This is a genomic window from Sphingobacterium spiritivorum (assembly GCF_016725325.1).
In the GTDB taxonomy this organism is placed as follows: Bacteria; Bacteroidota; Bacteroidia; order Sphingobacteriales; family Sphingobacteriaceae; genus Sphingobacterium.
The window spans coordinates 1,414,983-1,431,098 of record NZ_CP068083.1 but is presented as its reverse complement, the minus strand read 5'-3'; the positions used below and the strand labels follow the sequence as shown (position 1 = coordinate 1,431,098).

Genomic DNA, 16,116 nt, shown 5'->3' with positions numbered 1-16,116 from the left:
TATTAATAAAAAAACCTCAGTTTTATATTAATTATACTAAGGATATTACAAAAGAAGAGCGAATCCAGGGGGTGGAACCGCTCTAAAAACCTAAACCGTATCACAAAACCAAGAAAATGGTTTATATACGTATTAGACAATGTATTTTTTAAAAAGTTTTGTAACAAATTATCTTTTTGGAACAATAGCAACCGTAAGTCTAGATATGCAAAGCAATTGCCCGCGATGATTATTAATCCGTATATCCCAGACATGTGTTGTAGCACCGATATGTAAGGGGCTACATATAGCTGTTACCTCTTTATCTGTTGCTGACCGTATATGATTTGCATTAATCTCTAATCCTACGCCCATATATTTTTCGTCATTGACAACCATATTAGAAGCAATGCTTCCTACAGATTCGGCTAATACTACAGAAGCTCCTCCATGCAAAAGTCCAAATGGCTGTTTAGTCTTTTCATTAACAGGCATAGTTGCCGTAATGCTGTTCTCTGTCAGTTCAGTTGCTTTAATACCCAGAAAACCAGTCATATTTTTTTCAAATATGACGTTTAGTTCATCCAGATTATATTCTTTAAACCAGATACTACTCATTGTCAGGATTAAGATAACGTTCTTGTATAATAAATTTGTGATGGTTCAAGTGGCCGGCTACAATATAAACAAATGCACGAACACTGATGAGACGGTCTGAAGCCATCCCTTTACGATTCAATTCCGTTTCATTAAAAGTATGAAACAAGGATAAATTTGATCGTCTGAGATAATTGAACTCCTCAATTATACTTTCCAGTGTGCGCTCATTGTGCCGTCCGTTTTGTACAAACTCTTCCTGTTCAAATGCAGGTAACGAAGTCATATCATTTCTTGCAAACCGCAATGCACGGTAGGACATGACGCGTTCTGCATCCAGAATGTGGCACAATACCTCTTTAATCGACCATTTATCCTCTGCATATTTGTACAGCTCTTTCTCTTTGGGGATAGATGAAATAAAAGCAGGAAAAGTGCTCAGCTGCTCTTCCAGGACTTCCATTACGTCTCCGACAATAGTTTCAATGTAGTCCGCATAGATTGCCGGATACTCATCCGATTTGAGTGGGTTCATATCTTAAATTACTTTTTAATACTATTCTAAATGTTGTTCCTTTTCCTATTTCGGATTCTTTGACAAAAATCTGTCCTTTATGATAGTCTACCATACGTTTGGTCAGGCTCAGTCCCAACCCCCATCCTCTTTTACGGGTTGTAAAGCCCGGTTGGAAGACGGTCTCAAAATTTGATTTCGGAATTCCTTTTCCCGTATCACTAATGTCTATAAAAATTTCTTCTTTTGCAATGTTTTCTGAAATGTTAACACTGACTAACCCTTCTGATTCAATAGCATTTACTGCATTTTTGAGCAGATTTTCGAGGATCCAGTCAAACAGAGGTGCATTAAGCTTGGCTTCAATATGGGTGTCACCCGTAAGGGTGAATGTAATTTTATCACTGGTCCGTATTCTGAAATAATTGATGAAATCATTCACAATTGTATATACATTGTAGTTGGATAAGGATGGTATGGAGCCGATCTTGGAAAACCGATCAGCAACAATCTCCAGCCGTTTGACATCTCTTTCCATTTCGTTCAGAATGTTATCATCCTCTGCATCAAACCTCATTCTGACAAGTTCCAGCCAACCCATTAAAGAAGAAATTGGTGTGCCTAACTGATGTGCGGCTTCTTTTGCCATACCCACCCATACCAGGTTTTGCTCTGACTTTTTGATCGAATTAAATACCGTGTAAGCGATTATAAGAAAAATTGCAATAACGGATAGCTGTACATAAGGAAATATCCTGAGCTGTATAAGTTCATTAGAGTCTTTATAAAATACCTGCCATTGGTCTCCATTATCCAGGTTAATGGTAATAGGCGGATGACTACGCTTCATTTCCTTCAGTTCTTTCTGAAAGTATCCGGGATCATAGACCGGGGTATTGGCTGCAACAGAATCCTGTTCGCTGTGTTTGATATTAGTTTTAGTAGGATCCAGATCTCTCCAGAATATAATGTTATCCTTCTGATCTGTGATAATGGCTGGCAGTGCGAGACTATCTCTTACAGCATAGATGAAAGTGATAAACTCGTCATCTACATCGGGCATGGTAATAATACTTTTGGTACTCATCGCCCATACCTGGGCTTTTGTCCGTTCGGATGCAGACAGATTTTTGACCAGATTATTGGTGTAGAAAAGAGATGCTCCAGCGATGATCGCTGCAAAAATCAGTAATAAAAATTTCCAGCGTTGTTTATTGTATTGATAAGGATTCATGCGCCGATTTTGCAAAATGATGCTGCAAAATAGGGAAAATAGATGAGTTGTGATAAATATGGTCAAACTTTAACAGAAGATAACAGTTGTCGCAAATAAAAAATTTTATGGTAATTTTGCAGTATGAGTTCTCAAAAAAGAGTTAGGGTGCGTTTTGCTCCCAGTCCTACCGGCGGTCTGCACTTAGGAGGTGTACGTACAGCCTTATTTAACTATTTGTTTGCACGTCAGCATCAAGGTGAATTTATCCTCCGTATTGAGGATACCGATCAGACAAGATTTGTCCCGGGAGCTGAGGAATATATCAATGAATGCCTCGCCTGGTGCGGAATAGTACCAGACGAAAGCCCTTCCAAAGAAGGTGCTTATGGTCCATACAGACAGAGTGAGCGTAAACCTTCTTACCGCCAGTATGCAGAACAGTTGGTAGAAAAGGGATATGCCTACTATGCGTTTGATACCGCAGAGGAACTGGATGAGCAAAGAAAGATTCAGCCCAACTTCAGATATAGTCATGAGAATCGTATGATCCTTCGTAACTCGTTGAGTCTATCTGCTGAAGAAACGCAACAATTGCTGGCTGAAGGTCATTCTCATACTATTCGTATCAAAATGCCTCAGGAAGAGACTGTTTCTTTTGAGGATATGATTCGTGGAAGAGTGAGCTTTGAAACCGGTCTTGTAGACGATAAAGTCCTATTGAAAGCGGACGGAATGCCGACTTATCATCTTGCTGTAGTCGTAGATGATAAAGCTATGGAAATCAGTCATATCTTCAGAGGGGAAGAGTGGTTGCCATCTGCTCCAGTACATATATTGCTTTGGGAATATCTGGGCTGGTCTGCTGAAATGCCTCAATGGGCACACCTGCCGTTAATTCTGAAACCAGATGGTAACGGTAAGTTGAGCAAGCGTGATGGTGATCGTCTGGGATTTCCGGTATATGCAATGAACTGGACCGATCCTAAGACCGGAGATCTGACTAAAGGATTTAGAGAATTAGGCTTTTTACCGGAAGCATTTGTTAATATGCTGGGAGTATTGGGGTGGAATGACGGGACTGAGCAGGAATTGTTTTCATTGGCAGAGCTGATCGACAAATTCTCTGTTTCACGTGTCAGCAAAGCTGGAGCTAAGTTTGATTTTGAAAAAGCAAAATGGTTCAATCATGAGTGGATCAAACGTACGGATGATGTTGCTCTGTTACCTAAAATAAAAGAAAATATACAACAACATGGGGTTGACCCCTCTACACAGACTGACGCATATATGTTGACCGTATTAGGCGCTGTCAAAGAGCGTCTCACCTATGTTGAAGATTTCTGGACACAGGCATCGTTCTTTTTTGTAACTCCGGAACAATACGATGTGGAAGCTGTAAAGCCGAAATGGAATGAACAAAAAACAGCTTTTTTTCAGGAAATATTAAATGATTTTGAACAACAATCTGATTGGAAAACAGAAGTATTAGACCCCTTGTTCAAAGAGAAAATAGCAAGTTCAGGCCTTAAGATGGGCGAATTGATGATGCCATACCGTATTATGCTGGTAGGTGGAAAGTTTGGTCCCGATGTCTTCCAGATAACAGAACTTTTGGGTAAAGACGAGGTTATTCGACGTATTGGCAAAGCATTACCTTTATTTAGCTAAAGAATAGCACAGTACTAAAAGAACAAGCCCGTCCGGAATGCAAATATTTCCGGACGGGCTTTTTTATAACAGAAATGATAGACTATTCACTTTATGAATGCAGCCCAAATAGGTACATTTGGAAGATCAACCATCCCCATTGCGGATGCAAAAACTACTAATATGAGAAACATAAAACTCCTTATTTGTGCACTGATTGCACTAACGACAGTATCGATTTACGCTCAGAAAAAGACAACAACTTATCCTGAGAAAAAATTAAACTGGAAGCTGGGTTCACAGGCTTACACGTTCAGACTCTTTACTTTTGCTCAGGCTTTAGATAAAATTGACAGCTGTGATCTGCGTTATGTAGAGGCTTTTCCTGGCCAGGAAATTGGCGGAGGAATTGTAGGAAAGATGGATTATAACCTTTCTGAAGAAAGTAAGAAAGCGGTTAAGGCTCTGTTGAAGAAGAAGAATATTTCCCTTCAGGCATATGGGGTAGTATCCGGAAAAGATGCTGCAGAATGGGAAAAGATATTTGCTTTTGCAAAATCAATGGATATTCCGGTTATTAATTGTGAACCAAAAGAAGCGGACCTGGAGACAGTATCTCAGTTGTGTGATAAATATGATATTAAAGCTGCCATACACAATCATCCTAATCCTTCATTCTATTGGAATCCGGATAAAATCGTGACTTTATTAAAAGGTAAAAGTGAAAGAATGGGAGCTTGTGCAGATGTAGGACACTGGGTACGTTCGGGACTTAATCCTGTAGAATCCTTAAAAAAACTGGAAGGCCGTATTTTCCATGTTCATTTCAAGGATCTGAATGTATTTGGAGATAAGAAAGCTCACGACGTACATTGGGGAACAGGTGTTATCGGAATGAAAGATGTTATTAATGAACTGAAAAGACAGAAGTTTGCTGGGATGATCTCTGCAGAATATGAATACAACTGGGAGAACAATAAAGAAGATGTGAAAGAGAGCGTAGTTAACTTTAGAAAACAATTGTAAATCCATAAAAAGGCATAGGTATTTAATCTTATAAATACCTATGCCTTTTTTTATCCCAAAAGTTCTTTCAGATCTTCCTGTGAAAGGGACTTAATGAAACTTTCTTCAGTAGTGATTAGACTTTTTGCAATTCCTCTTTTTCGGTTTTGCATAGCCAGTATTTTTTCTTCTACAGTATCTTTTGTAATGAACTTATAAATAAATACACTACGGGTCTGTCCGATACGATGCGACCGATCCACAGCCTGCTGTTCGACAGCAGGATTCCACCACGGGTCGAGAATAAATACATAATCCGCTTCGATAAGATTCAATCCTACACCACCGGCTTTGATGGATATAAGAAACAGCTTGGTATTCTTATTCTTTTGAAACTCAGCGACGGCCTCCGAACGGTTTTTCGTAGCACCGTCCAGATAAGCATACTGAATTCCCTTCTCTTCAAAATAAGTTCTGAAAATACTTAGCTGCTTAACAAACTGAGAAAAAATAAGCACCTTGTTTCCAACATGCAATACAGATTCTAAGGTTTCCAGTACCAAATCAAATTTGCCGGAATTTCCTTCAAAGTCATCATCAATCATCTTTGGATGATTAGCCAGCTGACGTAATTTTGTCAATCCCTGCAACAATGTTATCTGCGACGTTTTTGCTTTATCTTCAGTATTAACATTTAGCAATGCATTGCGGTATTCGGATTTTACCTTTTCATAAGTTTCAGATTGATCTTCAGTCATTTCACAATAGATAATTTGCTCCGTTTTAGGAGGCAGTTCTGTTGCTACCTGATCTTTTGTTCGTCTGAGGATAAAAGGTTTGACAATAGACTGTAGTTTCTTTGCCCGCTCTTCATCTTTCTTTTTCTCTATAGGCTGTACAAATTCCTTTTGAAAATAAGTGAATGTACCGAGTAATCCGGGATTGGTGAAGTGCATCTGCGCCCAAAGGTCGGATACTGAGTTTTCAACCGGCGTACCACTTAATGCAAGCTTATGCCGGCTTTTAAGGCTTTTGATAGCTTTAAATGATTTGGATGCAGGATTTTTGATATTCTGACTTTCGTCCAGAATGATGTAGTTAAAGTAAAACTTTTCAAGCATTTCCTCGTCACTTCGTACAATACCATATGTAGTGATCACCAGATCGAAATGTGAAAGGGAGAAGTTATCCTTGATCCTGTTGGTTCCGGTATGCAGCAGGATTCTGAGTTTGGGTGCAAACTTAGACGCTTCCTTTTGCCAGTTATAAATCAGAGAAGTCGGGAGAATCAAAAGAGAAGTATGAGGCTGTCCATCCTCTCCGGTGTCTTCTTTCTGTTTTTGAAGTAAAGCCAGCGTTTGAATAGTCTTTCCAAGTCCCATATCGTCTGCCAGCACACCACCGAATTTATAATGTTGCAGAAAATGAAACCAGTTATATCCTGCCTTTTGATAGGGACGTAGCTGTCCTTTAAAATTTTTAGGTTCGGCAACATCACTTATTTCTTCAAAATCGGCAAGTTTTTCTAATTTACGTGTGAAGGTAAGTGCGGTATGTTCACTGATATCATTAAGTACCCCAATGTGTACTTTATTAAGTTTAAGCTCGTTTTTTGTGGAAGAGAAATGAAATAAATGTTGGTATTGTGCGAACCACTCTTCCGGAATAATCGCAATCTCCCCATTTGGAAGTACAAATTCCCGAATGTTATTTAGGATATTATTCCTTAATTGTATAAAAGGGATCTCGTATGGCCCGAACCGAGCTACTGCTTTAACATCAAACCAGTCATTATCTTCTTCAACGGCTATATCAAGAACCGTTTTCCCAATAAAATATCGTTTTGCGGATTCTTCCTGAATAACCTGGAAGCCGGATTCAAGCAATTGTTCCTGATGCCTCGAAAGCCACTCCAATGTATTGACCTCACCTCCGTTTTGTTCGTTTGGAATAAGATTGCTGAATAATTTATCGATTTTCTCCAGTCCCAGTTTTTCTAAAAGGGCAAATTGCTTCTCTTCCCATACAAGAGAACGTTTTATGCGGTGGAAAGTGTAGAGATCTTCAGCTTCATCATAGGTCATTCTTACTGTGACGCGATGTTCACCTCCGGATTCGAAAAGGTAAGGGCCATACTGAAATAACAACTGTAATTGCGATCCGGTATGGAGATGCACCAGCTTGATGATCGGTGTGGCTTCGTGCTGATAGGTTTTGATATCAAAACCTTCTGCGTAGACATGATATTTTTCAATAAGTCCGCATACGAACGTTTCAAAGTACTTTTTCTCCGTTCCCCTCGGGACTGAAATATATCTTTTATTGAGAAAAGGACTTAGTTTCTTCCCTTCCACAGCCTGATCAAAATGATAGAGTGTGTTTCCCAATAGCAACCAGGCCTGTTCATTGATAACAACCTGGGCATCTTTAAACATAAATTCGATCCGGTTGTCATCGTACTTGATGGTTGGGAAATAACGTGTTTCTTCTTCGCTACGCCGGAAATGGAATAATACCGATGCCGGAAGAGGGGCAAGATGTAGCTGCTGCTCTGCCGGATATCCATCTTTACTCATTAAAAATAGCGGTTTATCTCCGATAAGATCCAATACCTTCAGCAATTTGTTGTCTAATTTCGGACGGATATAATCGTAAAATTTCTTGTCAAATATTTTGGCAAAGAAATCTATTGGCCGAACGGCTTTTTTGTGATAGCGTTTGATTACGTGGGTTTGCTCTGTTTCGTCTAATAGTTTGATAAGCTTATAGTCCGTTTCATCAAGTTTGTCTGCAAATTCATCCACTGTGTTGCTGAACACCCGTTTGTATTTGAGCGAATAGCTGCCATTTGCATTCAAAAATACAATGTGCGGTTCGATCAGGAACCCCAGATATGGATGTTCCCCTAAGGAATAAACAAGTTTGTAACTCAGATTATCTTTTGTCTGCTGCATTTAAAAGCTAAAAATCACTAAAAAGGTTTCTAATATAGTGATTCTTGTGGTTTTTTTGTTGGTTTGTGAGATAATCTACCTTTTATGTAGATAAATTTTGTGTTCCGTTTTAAATATTTCCTTCAAAGACATAGTTTGCAGGACCTTTGAGGTAAACTTCTTTGAAAGTAAGCCCTTTTTTGAAGAAGCTAATGTAGAGCTGTCCGCCCAATACACGGATAGGTATTTCGAGCTGTCCTTCCAGATTTTCTTCGATGGCCATTGCCATTGCGGCTGCTGTTGCGCCTGTTCCGCAGGCTAATGTTTCATCTTCGACACCTCTTTCAAAAGTGCGTACAAAATATCCGTTTTCTTCTTTCTCGACGAAGTTAACATTGATGCCTTCGTTTTTATAGGTATCATTATTACGAATGGTGTATCCTTCCTTATACACATCCATATTTTTGAGATCGCTTACTGTTTTAATAAAATGCGGAGACCCTGTGTTGAGAACATATGCTGTTTCATCTTTCGTGACCTGGTCTACATCTATCATCTGCAGATTGACCTGGTTGTCATGTATTTGAGCCTGATGGGGACCGTCTACTGCCAAAAAGGCAGTGTTCTGACGGATGATATCAAGGTCACGGGCAAATGCGACAATACAACGTCCACCATTGCCACACATGCTGCCTTCTCTGCCATCGGCATTATAATAGACCATTTCAAAATCAAAATTTTTCGTATCTTGAAGGAGCATCAATCCGTCAGCGCCGACTCCAAATCTGCGGTCGCATAATTGTTTTACTAAGTCTTCATTTGAACGCTCAAAGCCTCCTTTTCGATTATCGATCAGGATAAAATCATTGCCTGCTCCCTGATATTTATAAAATTTGATTTGATCTGTCATTTTTGCTGAAATATGCTACAAATTTAATATTCTTGTTACAATAATTTGGCCAATCGTTAAATCTTGTTAAAATCTTCTTAAGATGCTTTATTGTTAACACTTTTTAACTGACATGACTTGACAACAGCTGCCAAATGGTATTACATTTGAATATAAGATTTATAAATAATGAGTGTTAACGTTTTTTTGGTAAATTAATAAAAGACACAAGATGAAAGATAATATGAAAAAAATCACTTTAACATTGATGACAGCGGCCTTCGGTGGTGCGATTGCCATCGGAGGGTATAAACTCTTCGAGAATCAACGTTATGACAACATGTCTTTCGAAGAAAGACAAAAAGTTTACTATGCAAATAATCCCTCTGGTGAAGTAATGGCTTCAACAGGTAACCCTGATTTTACACAGGCAGCTGCTGCGGTATCTCCGGGTGTAGTACATATCCGAACCACCTATTCAAATAAAGGTTCAAGAGGAGGAGAATCCGGATCACCGTTTGATATGTTTGAAGAATTTTTCGGAATGCCTCAAGGGCGCAGATCACAGCCTCGTGCCCCACAACAGGCTTCGGGTTCCGGGGTGATTATCTCCGATGATGGTTATATCGTAACGAATAATCACGTTGTTGAAGATGCTGATAAAATAGAAGTGCAGCTGACGGACAAGCGTACTTTTGAAGCTAAGGTTATCGGGCGTGATCCTAATACGGATCTGGCATTATTGAAAGTTAGTGCGACAAAGCTCCCTATCGTTAAATTAGGAAATTCGGACGATGTTCAGATTGGCGAGTGGGTACTGGCAGTAGGCTATCCGTTGAGTCTGCAGTCTACCGTGACAGCTGGTATTGTGAGTGCAAAAGGTCGTCAGATTGGTATTTTAGGAGAATCACAAAATCCGCAAGGATATCCAAGAGGTTATGGTCAGCAATCAGAAGAGCCGATTATTAATACCGCTATTGAATCTTTCATCCAGACAGATGCTGTGATCAACAAAGGAAATAGTGGCGGAGCTTTAGTAAATGCCCGCGGTGAGTTGATCGGTATTAACTCTGCTATTGCATCTCCTACGGGGGTATATGCAGGATATGGCTTTGCTATTCCGGTGAATCTGATGAAAAAGATCATGGATGATTTTGTGAAATTCGGATCAGTAAAAAGAGGCTTGATCGGAGTTACATTTACAGAAATGTCACCTGAACTGGCTAAACAAAAAGGTCTTGATGAGTTGAACGGTCTTTATGTTCAGGATGTAGTAGCTAATGGGGCTGCTAAAGCTGCTGGAATCAAGCCGGGAGACCTGATTACGAAGATCGAAGACAAAGTTATTTACTCTTCATCAGATCTTCAGGAACGTGTAGCGCGTCTTCGTCCTGGTGATAAAGTCAATCTTACTATCAAGTCAGGTGGTAAAGAAAGAAATGTAACCGTTACACTGAAGGCAGAAGAAGACGCTAAGAAAACGGCTTCAGGATCCAGTAAAAGTGCAACCGAAATTTACAATAAATTAGGTGCTAGTTTTGTACCCGCTTCTGCAGCTCGCAAAAAGGAATTGGGTGTTAATTCCGGAGTTGTGGTAGCGCAAGTGAATCGTGGTGGACTGTTTGAATACTTTGGAGTAGAAAGAGGTTTGGTCATCACTGAAATAAATGGTAAACCTGTAAATAGTGTAGATGATATAGAATCTGCATTAGGAGATACCGATCGTAACATTATCCGTATCAAAGGTGTGCCGGAAAGAGGCAGTACAGTTATGTTGAATGTTCCGGTGGAATATTAAACGAAAACTGTCATGATAAAATCAAAGGGTTGCCATACATCTGGCAACCCTTTTTTGATTGCAATATTTAATCGTAATTTAGGAGCATGAAAATTCTAATGGTTTGTTTGGGGAATATTTGCAGATCTCCTTTAGCACATGGCGTGTTACAACATTTAGTAGATGAAGGTGGTTTAGACTGGGAGATTGATTCTGCCGGCACAGGCGACTGGCATATCGGACAGGCTCCGGACCATCGGTCGATAGCGGTGGCAGCAAAATACGGAATCGATATCAGTAAACAAAAAGCACAGCATTTTAATCCGACTCTGTTTGATAGATATGATTATATCCTGGTAATGGATAATCAAAATTATAAAGATGTAATCGCACAAACTACTTCTGTGGCTGAGCGGGAGAAAGTAAAATTATTCATTCCGGATAATGCTGTTCCTGACCCTTATTTTGATGCTAAAATGTTTGACCCTGTCTACAAAATGATTGAAAAACGTTGTGCAGAACTGATTAATGAGCTCAAGTAAAGATCGTTTGTTATCAACAAACTGTTAGAGAATACGTACCGTTTACTGTAAAGGTTTTTACCTTTTTAATTTTTACTTTTGAGTTTATAGATATGAATGCTAGTCAAGTGAATAAGAGTTGGTCTGTGCTACAGGGGAAGATGGCGGAAAGTTTTGATATGGATATACCGGATATCAAAGTCATGCTTTTTCTGATAGGAGTACAGGAATTAGGTAAAGGACCTCAGACATTCTCTAAAAGAGAGAAAGAGGAACTGATGCATATCGCTACCTGCAAGCTTTTTAGTGCAATGGGATTTTATGAATTGCAGGGCGTTGATCAGGAAGGCTGGCCACACTGGGAATTAATTAAACCTATTCCGAATTATACATTATTAGAACAAGAACTAATTATAAAATCTTTAATAGTCGATTATTTCCAGGAAATGGAAATGATGTAGCTTTTGCTTACTCTTTTATGATGAGAAAAATAATTTTACTGTTTTTTGTAATGACATGCAGCCTGTATGTCTGGGCTGCTAAACCTGAATTTAAGTATGTTAGCATCACTACAGATAAAGGCATATGTCTGTTGAAATTGTACAACTCAACTCCGCTACATCGGGATAATTTTGTGAAACTGGTGAAAGAAGGATATTACGATAGTCTGCTGTTTCACCGTGTGATCAATCATTTTATGATTCAGGGAGGAGATCCTGATTCGCGACACGCTGCAAAGGGACAGGCACTTGGAGAGGGAGGTCCGAAATATACGATCAATGCGGAAATTCGGGATACCTTATTCCATAAAAAGGGGACTATAGGGGCTGCAAGAGATAACAATCCGGCTAAAGCATCTTCAGGATCTCAGTTTTATCTGGTTGAGGGCCGTGTATTTACAAATGCCGGACTGGATAGTCTGGAACAGTTCAAATTAAAAGGGCGCAAGTTTACGGAAGCACAACGCAAAATTTATACTACTATTGGAGGAACACCTCATCTGGATGGTAATTATACCGTTTTTGGTGAACTTTTGAATGGGGTAGAGGTTGTGGAAACAATTGCTAAAGTGAAGACAGATGCTTTGGACAGACCGACAGATGATGTAAGGATGTCGATGAAAGTGTTAACCCGAAGAGAAGCATTAAACCTTGAACTGGAACTTAAAGGGGAGAAACCTAAAACAGGTTTTCTAACCCGGTTTTTTGATATGTTTTCAGGAAAAGATTATTAGTACCTCCGAATAAATAATCTATCAGAACTTATATCAATATTTAATTTAAAGATTTACTTTATATTTTTTTCTCGTGAAAATCATTACGTATAATGTTAACGGTCTGCGTGCTGCTCTTAGAAAGGGGTGGCTGGACTGGCTGAAAAGTACGAATGCAGATGTGATCTGTCTTCAGGAAATAAAAGCTACACCAGATCTGATTCCTGAAATAGCTTTATTGGAGCAATTGGGATATGAGCATTACTGGTATCCTGCACAGAAGAAAGGATATAGCGGGACTGCGATCTTTACAAAGGTCTCTCCTAAACGTGTGGAATATGGATGCGGACACGAGCTGTACGATTTTGAAGGAAGAATAATCCGGGCTGATTTTGAAAAATTCTCGGTTATGAGTACTTATTTTCCATCAGGTACAACTGGTGAAACACGACAAACTTTCAAGTATCAGTTTTTAGATGATTTTCAGCAATACAGCGATCATCTTCTAAAGGATATTCCTAACCTTATTGTATGCGGGGATTATAATATCTGCCATCGTGCAATAGATATCCATAACCCTAAATCCAATGCAAATACTTCCGGATTTTTACCTGAAGAACGGGAATGGATGGAAAATTTTATTAATTCGGGGTACATTGATTCTTTCCGCCACTTAAACCCCGAGCCGCATCAGTATTCCTGGTGGAGCTACAGAGCAGGTGCCAGAGCAAGAAATCTGGGCTGGCGTATTGATTATAATATGGTATCAGCGCCATTGGCCAGTCAGATTGAGAAATCGTACTTACTGAATGATGCTATGCATTCAGATCACTGCCCTGTTGTAGTAGAAATAAGTGAGTAAAGAGATTTTTAGAGTGTAGAGTGACACTATAAGTATTGATATAAGAAAGAACAGATAAAGTTTTCGTCACTACAAGATCATCCGAAAAGGCTAACCCTGATGTTGGATTACCAAGGTTAGTCCATTTCGAACTCCTTTGGTCTTTTAACTTAGTGTGCGCATTGTCAGAATACTTCACTGCCACTGGATTTATTGAGGCATACCTGTTATTCCAAATTATATTATTGGTTTTTCCGGTAGGAAATCTTTCGGCGACATGCCAAAATGATCTGCAATCATATTGAGGTGGTTTAAGTTGTACTTCGCTCTGCTGTTTTTACTTTCCACACTTGTAATAAATGTTCTTTCAACATGCAAAATTGTCGCAATGTCTTGTTGCGTAAGGTTTTTTCTGTTCCTTAACTTAACTACAAAATCAATTACAGATTGCTCAAAAGGAGTAATATTCGTTTTTCCTTTCATAGCTTTAAATTGTTAAAAAAATGAATCGATAATGCTATACATGTACCACATATTTTGTTTGAAGCAATTGATATTGGTTAATAGCAGTTATGGGATAATTGCAAAATCTGTGCTAAAATTTTAAGAAAGAAGAATTATAGCCGGTTCTATAAGAAAGAACTTCGACCGGAATACATTTAGAAATATCTAATTATTCAACAGATATTTCTAATGTACAGTATCCGGATTCTGCATTCACAAAACTATTTCTTAATTTATTTTTGCTTCTGATTGAGGATGTGTTTGAGTTGTTCCGCTGTCAGATTCGAAGATTTTAAGAAGTCAACATATTTCTTTAAGGATTTTACAGTCTCACTTTCAGGATACAGCTTTATTCCTTCTGCCAGAATAGTTGTGTCAGATTTAAAATCAAACTCTGATTTCAGTAGATTTTTAAGATAATATTCGTAGGCTTCCTGACTTTGTGTGTATTTATTAAAGGCATTAAAAGCTTTTTTAACACCATTGATATCTTTATTACTGCCAGCCAGTTCGATGTTCATCTTATAGTCATTATAGCTATATGGTCTTTCATTAAACATGACCTGACTGTATTTGTATGCAGAATCTATTTTACCCATATTGGAATACATCAGCATTTTCATATTGTCATCGTACACCGTGTATGGGCTTATTTTATTATAATCCTTTAAGATATCAAGCATCTCTTCATATCTTTTTTCAAAGTAAAGGTATTTTGCTTTTTTGAGAATCAGAGGTTCGCTGTCAACCCCCAGGTTGGGAATAGATCCTGACAACATGTGCTCAACTTGCTGATAGGTATACTTAGGGTGAGGATTGGAATAGTCTACATTGTCAGAATCTGTATCTATCAGATACTGGGCTTTGTAAGATTTGTAATTAATGTAATTGATGTAAAAAGCTCCTGTAGCCAGAATTAATACAGAGAAATAGATGTATTTGTAAACAGATTTATAGCTTGTTGTATCTGTTTTTACCTGTACACTTACATAATTAGCAATGATCATCGCTAATAATAAGACGAACATGATATTCATATTGGGGCGTGCCAGGGGAAAGTTAAAGACGGAATCTATAAAATATCCGATTATTCCACTGAAAATCAATATTGCGGCGAATTTCCTTTCCTGATTATATTCTTTTCTGAAAAGAATTTTTAACGTGTAAATAAAGGCAAAAACAAACAGACCAAAATACACGATTCCTGTTATTATCCCACTTTCGAAAGCAACCTGTAAAAAATCATTGTGATTATAGCGGTTGAAAACATTAGATGTATAATATTTACCTGTAATTCTTGGCGATTCTATTTTGTAGTTACCTAACCCAAACCCTGATAAAGGACGCTCCTTAATGCCTTCTAACGAAGCTTTCCACATGTAAAGACGAATATTCGTTCCTGCATTATCAAAATCCGTAATTGTCTGGGCACGCTCTTCAATAAAAGAGCTGTTTTGGGTTTGTTCTGTATTAACTTGTTTATCGGATCCGGTTTTAGCATACTTTGTAAGGGTATTATCAACAATCAGGAAACTGATAACAAAGAGTGAAATGAGAACAGCATTATGGAGGAGAGTAATGTTTCTTTTTTCAGATTTCCAATACAGAACAGTTGTGCCTAGAGTTATGAATAAAATGATCAGGGTAGAACTAATGTAAATAGCTCTGGCACTAATGAAAAATAAAGTCAACAGGGCGATAAAATAGGTTAACAGCGCGATGTACCTGAATATACCTTTCGTGCGTAAAAAAGTATAGACTACAAAGCATAGTTTAACGATCAAAGTCGCACCAAAAATGTTTTTATTACCCGTACTCCATTTTATATTATTGACTGCATCCCACAACGGAAGTGTTTTAATTTCCCGTATGAATTTATACAGTTCAGCACCGGATTGGTATAGAACAATACAGGTAACTATAATGGAGATTGCTTTAATATTATCTTTTGCTAAAAATAGTAATGCAAAAATATTAAAGAATGCAATTAATGTAGTGGTATAGCCTGCATACTCCAACAGACCCTCAACTTTGTTGAGACCGGCAAAGATGGAAATACCGGATAGTACAAAAAAGGAAATAAATAGTACAGGTATGACCTGTTTAAAGAATAAGGAAATCTTAAAACCAAATCCTTTTGAAAAGTTCCTTAAGATATAGATAATCGCAGAGATATTAATGATATCTAATTGTATTCTGTGCTGACCAGCCGTATCAATAATATCTCCCCGTGGAATAATATCTACAATAAGGTAGAGGGCGATGAAAATAAGATAAACATAAGTATTGGGCGCGGATTCTTTAGGAAGTAATGATTCGGCGACATCAGTAGATTTTCTGTTGTCATTTTTCAGGGTAGATTTCTTATGAGTTTTTTTTGATTTTGTCATTTTTGAATGTGATCTTCAGTCAAAACTATACGAAAGTACATTTTTTTTGGTCGGATTTTCCTATACAGCTGATTATAGAAAAATTAATTA

At 38.3% G+C, this 16,116-nt stretch carries 14 protein-coding genes; 7 read left to right on the top strand and 7 right to left on the bottom strand.

Annotated elements, in window-relative coordinates:
- Positions 1–168 precede the first annotated feature (168 nt).
- The 3 genes from I6J02_RS05785 to I6J02_RS05775 are packed head-to-tail and all read right to left on the bottom strand — an operon-like array spanning position 169 to position 2,324.
- Positions 169–597: a hotdog fold thioesterase gene (locus I6J02_RS05785; RefSeq protein ID WP_201680846.1), complete on the bottom strand. Its 429-nt coding sequence runs from the start codon at positions 595–597 to the stop codon at positions 169–171.
- Complete coding sequence (locus I6J02_RS05780) at positions 590–1,111, bottom strand: DinB family protein (RefSeq protein ID WP_201680845.1); 522 nt, start codon at positions 1,109–1,111, stop codon at positions 590–592. The genes I6J02_RS05785 and I6J02_RS05780 overlap by 8 nt, the downstream gene beginning before the upstream one ends.
- On the bottom strand, positions 1,089–2,324 hold the full coding sequence (locus I6J02_RS05775) for a sensor histidine kinase (protein WP_201680844.1): 1,236 nt from the start codon (positions 2,322–2,324) through the stop codon (positions 1,089–1,091). Before I6J02_RS05775 ends, I6J02_RS05780 begins: the two co-directional genes overlap by 23 nt.
- Positions 2,325–2,447: 123 nt before the next feature.
- Between I6J02_RS05775 and gltX the strand changes: the two genes are divergently transcribed.
- Together gltX and I6J02_RS05765 are read left to right on the top strand one after the other, a co-directional pair.
- Positions 2,448–3,974: a glutamate--tRNA ligase gene (gene gltX / locus I6J02_RS05770; RefSeq protein ID WP_201680843.1), complete on the top strand. Its 1,527-nt coding sequence runs from the start codon at positions 2,448–2,450 to the stop codon at positions 3,972–3,974.
- Positions 3,975–4,067: 93 nt separating this feature from the next.
- Positions 4,068–4,979, top strand: a complete 912-nt coding sequence (locus I6J02_RS05765) for a sugar phosphate isomerase/epimerase family protein (RefSeq protein ID WP_236582314.1) — start codon at positions 4,068–4,070, stop codon at positions 4,977–4,979.
- Between the two features lie 50 nt (positions 4,980–5,029).
- On the opposite strand, the gene I6J02_RS05760 is transcribed toward I6J02_RS05765, so the two are convergent.
- Entirely contained in the window at positions 5,030–7,912 is a 2,883-nt protein-coding gene (locus I6J02_RS05760; RefSeq protein ID WP_201680842.1) for a DEAD/DEAH box helicase, read from the bottom strand.
- A 109-nt stretch (positions 7,913–8,021) separates the two neighbouring features.
- A complete protein-coding gene (dapF, locus tag I6J02_RS05755) occupies positions 8,022–8,801 on the bottom strand; it encodes a diaminopimelate epimerase (protein WP_201680841.1) in 780 nt (259 codons plus the stop codon).
- Positions 8,802–9,012: 211 nt separating this feature from the next.
- Between dapF and I6J02_RS05750 the strand changes: the two genes are divergently transcribed.
- From I6J02_RS05750 to I6J02_RS05730, 5 genes are all read left to right on the top strand, one after another.
- A complete protein-coding gene (locus tag I6J02_RS05750; RefSeq protein WP_201680840.1) occupies positions 9,013–10,578 on the top strand; it encodes a Do family serine endopeptidase in 1,566 nt (521 codons plus the stop codon).
- Between the two features lie 86 nt (positions 10,579–10,664).
- The gene (locus I6J02_RS05745; protein WP_201680839.1) at positions 10,665–11,099 is read left to right on the top strand and encodes a low molecular weight protein-tyrosine-phosphatase; all 435 of its coding nucleotides are present in this window, start codon (positions 10,665–10,667) and stop codon (positions 11,097–11,099) included.
- A gap of 92 nt (positions 11,100–11,191) precedes the next feature.
- Positions 11,192–11,539 (top strand): hypothetical protein, encoded by a 348-nt coding sequence (locus tag I6J02_RS05740; protein ID WP_201680838.1) that lies wholly within the window; start codon positions 11,192–11,194, stop codon positions 11,537–11,539.
- 17 nt (positions 11,540–11,556) lie between these two features.
- Positions 11,557–12,312 carry a peptidylprolyl isomerase gene (locus I6J02_RS05735; RefSeq protein WP_201680837.1) on the top strand — a complete coding sequence of 252 codons (756 nt, stop codon included), beginning with the start codon at positions 11,557–11,559 and terminating at the stop codon, positions 12,310–12,312.
- A 73-nt stretch (positions 12,313–12,385) separates the two neighbouring features.
- Positions 12,386–13,153, top strand: coding sequence for an exodeoxyribonuclease III (locus I6J02_RS05730; protein WP_201680836.1), 768 nt, complete (start codon positions 12,386–12,388; stop codon positions 13,151–13,153).
- A gap of 216 nt (positions 13,154–13,369) precedes the next feature.
- Here the strand turns inward: I6J02_RS05730 and I6J02_RS05725 are convergent, their stop codons facing one another.
- Together I6J02_RS05725 and I6J02_RS05720 are read right to left on the bottom strand one after the other, a co-directional pair.
- Positions 13,370–13,615 (bottom strand): helix-turn-helix domain-containing protein, encoded by a 246-nt coding sequence (locus I6J02_RS05725; protein ID WP_002999910.1) that lies wholly within the window; start codon positions 13,613–13,615, stop codon positions 13,370–13,372.
- 254 nt (positions 13,616–13,869) lie between these two features.
- Positions 13,870–16,026, bottom strand: a complete 2,157-nt coding sequence (locus tag I6J02_RS05720; RefSeq protein WP_201680835.1) for an O-antigen ligase family protein — start codon at positions 16,024–16,026, stop codon at positions 13,870–13,872.
- Positions 16,027–16,116: the final 90 nt, after the last annotated feature.

What these genes read in the sequence shown, in the direction of transcription:
- I6J02_RS05785 (WP_201680846.1), bottom strand. Translation starts at nt 597, where the DNA reads ATGAGTAGTATCTGGTTTAAAGAATATAATCTGGATGAACTAAACGTC.
- I6J02_RS05780 (WP_201680845.1), bottom strand. Translation starts at nt 1,111, where the DNA reads ATGAACCCACTCAAATCGGATGAGTATCCGGCAATCTATGCGGACTAC.
- I6J02_RS05775 (WP_201680844.1), bottom strand. Translation starts at nt 2,324, where the DNA reads ATGAATCCTTATCAATACAATAAACAACGCTGGAAATTTTTATTACTG.
- gltX (WP_201680843.1), top strand. Translation starts at nt 2,448, where the DNA reads ATGAGTTCTCAAAAAAGAGTTAGGGTGCGTTTTGCTCCCAGTCCTACC.
- I6J02_RS05765 (WP_236582314.1), top strand. Translation starts at nt 4,068, where the DNA reads ATGAATGCAGCCCAAATAGGTACATTTGGAAGATCAACCATCCCCATT.
- I6J02_RS05760 (WP_201680842.1), bottom strand. Translation starts at nt 7,912, where the DNA reads ATGCAGCAGACAAAAGATAATCTGAGTTACAAACTTGTTTATTCCTTA.
- dapF (WP_201680841.1), bottom strand. Translation starts at nt 8,801, where the DNA reads ATGACAGATCAAATCAAATTTTATAAATATCAGGGAGCAGGCAATGAT.
- I6J02_RS05750 (WP_201680840.1), top strand. Translation starts at nt 9,013, where the DNA reads ATGAAAGATAATATGAAAAAAATCACTTTAACATTGATGACAGCGGCC.
- I6J02_RS05745 (WP_201680839.1), top strand. Translation starts at nt 10,665, where the DNA reads ATGAAAATTCTAATGGTTTGTTTGGGGAATATTTGCAGATCTCCTTTA.
- I6J02_RS05740 (WP_201680838.1), top strand. Translation starts at nt 11,192, where the DNA reads ATGAATGCTAGTCAAGTGAATAAGAGTTGGTCTGTGCTACAGGGGAAG.
- I6J02_RS05735 (WP_201680837.1), top strand. Translation starts at nt 11,557, where the DNA reads ATGATGAGAAAAATAATTTTACTGTTTTTTGTAATGACATGCAGCCTG.
- I6J02_RS05725 (WP_002999910.1), bottom strand. Translation starts at nt 13,615, where the DNA reads ATGAAAGGAAAAACGAATATTACTCCTTTTGAGCAATCTGTAATTGAT.
- I6J02_RS05720 (WP_201680835.1), bottom strand. Translation starts at nt 16,026, where the DNA reads ATGACAAAATCAAAAAAAACTCATAAGAAATCTACCCTGAAAAATGAC.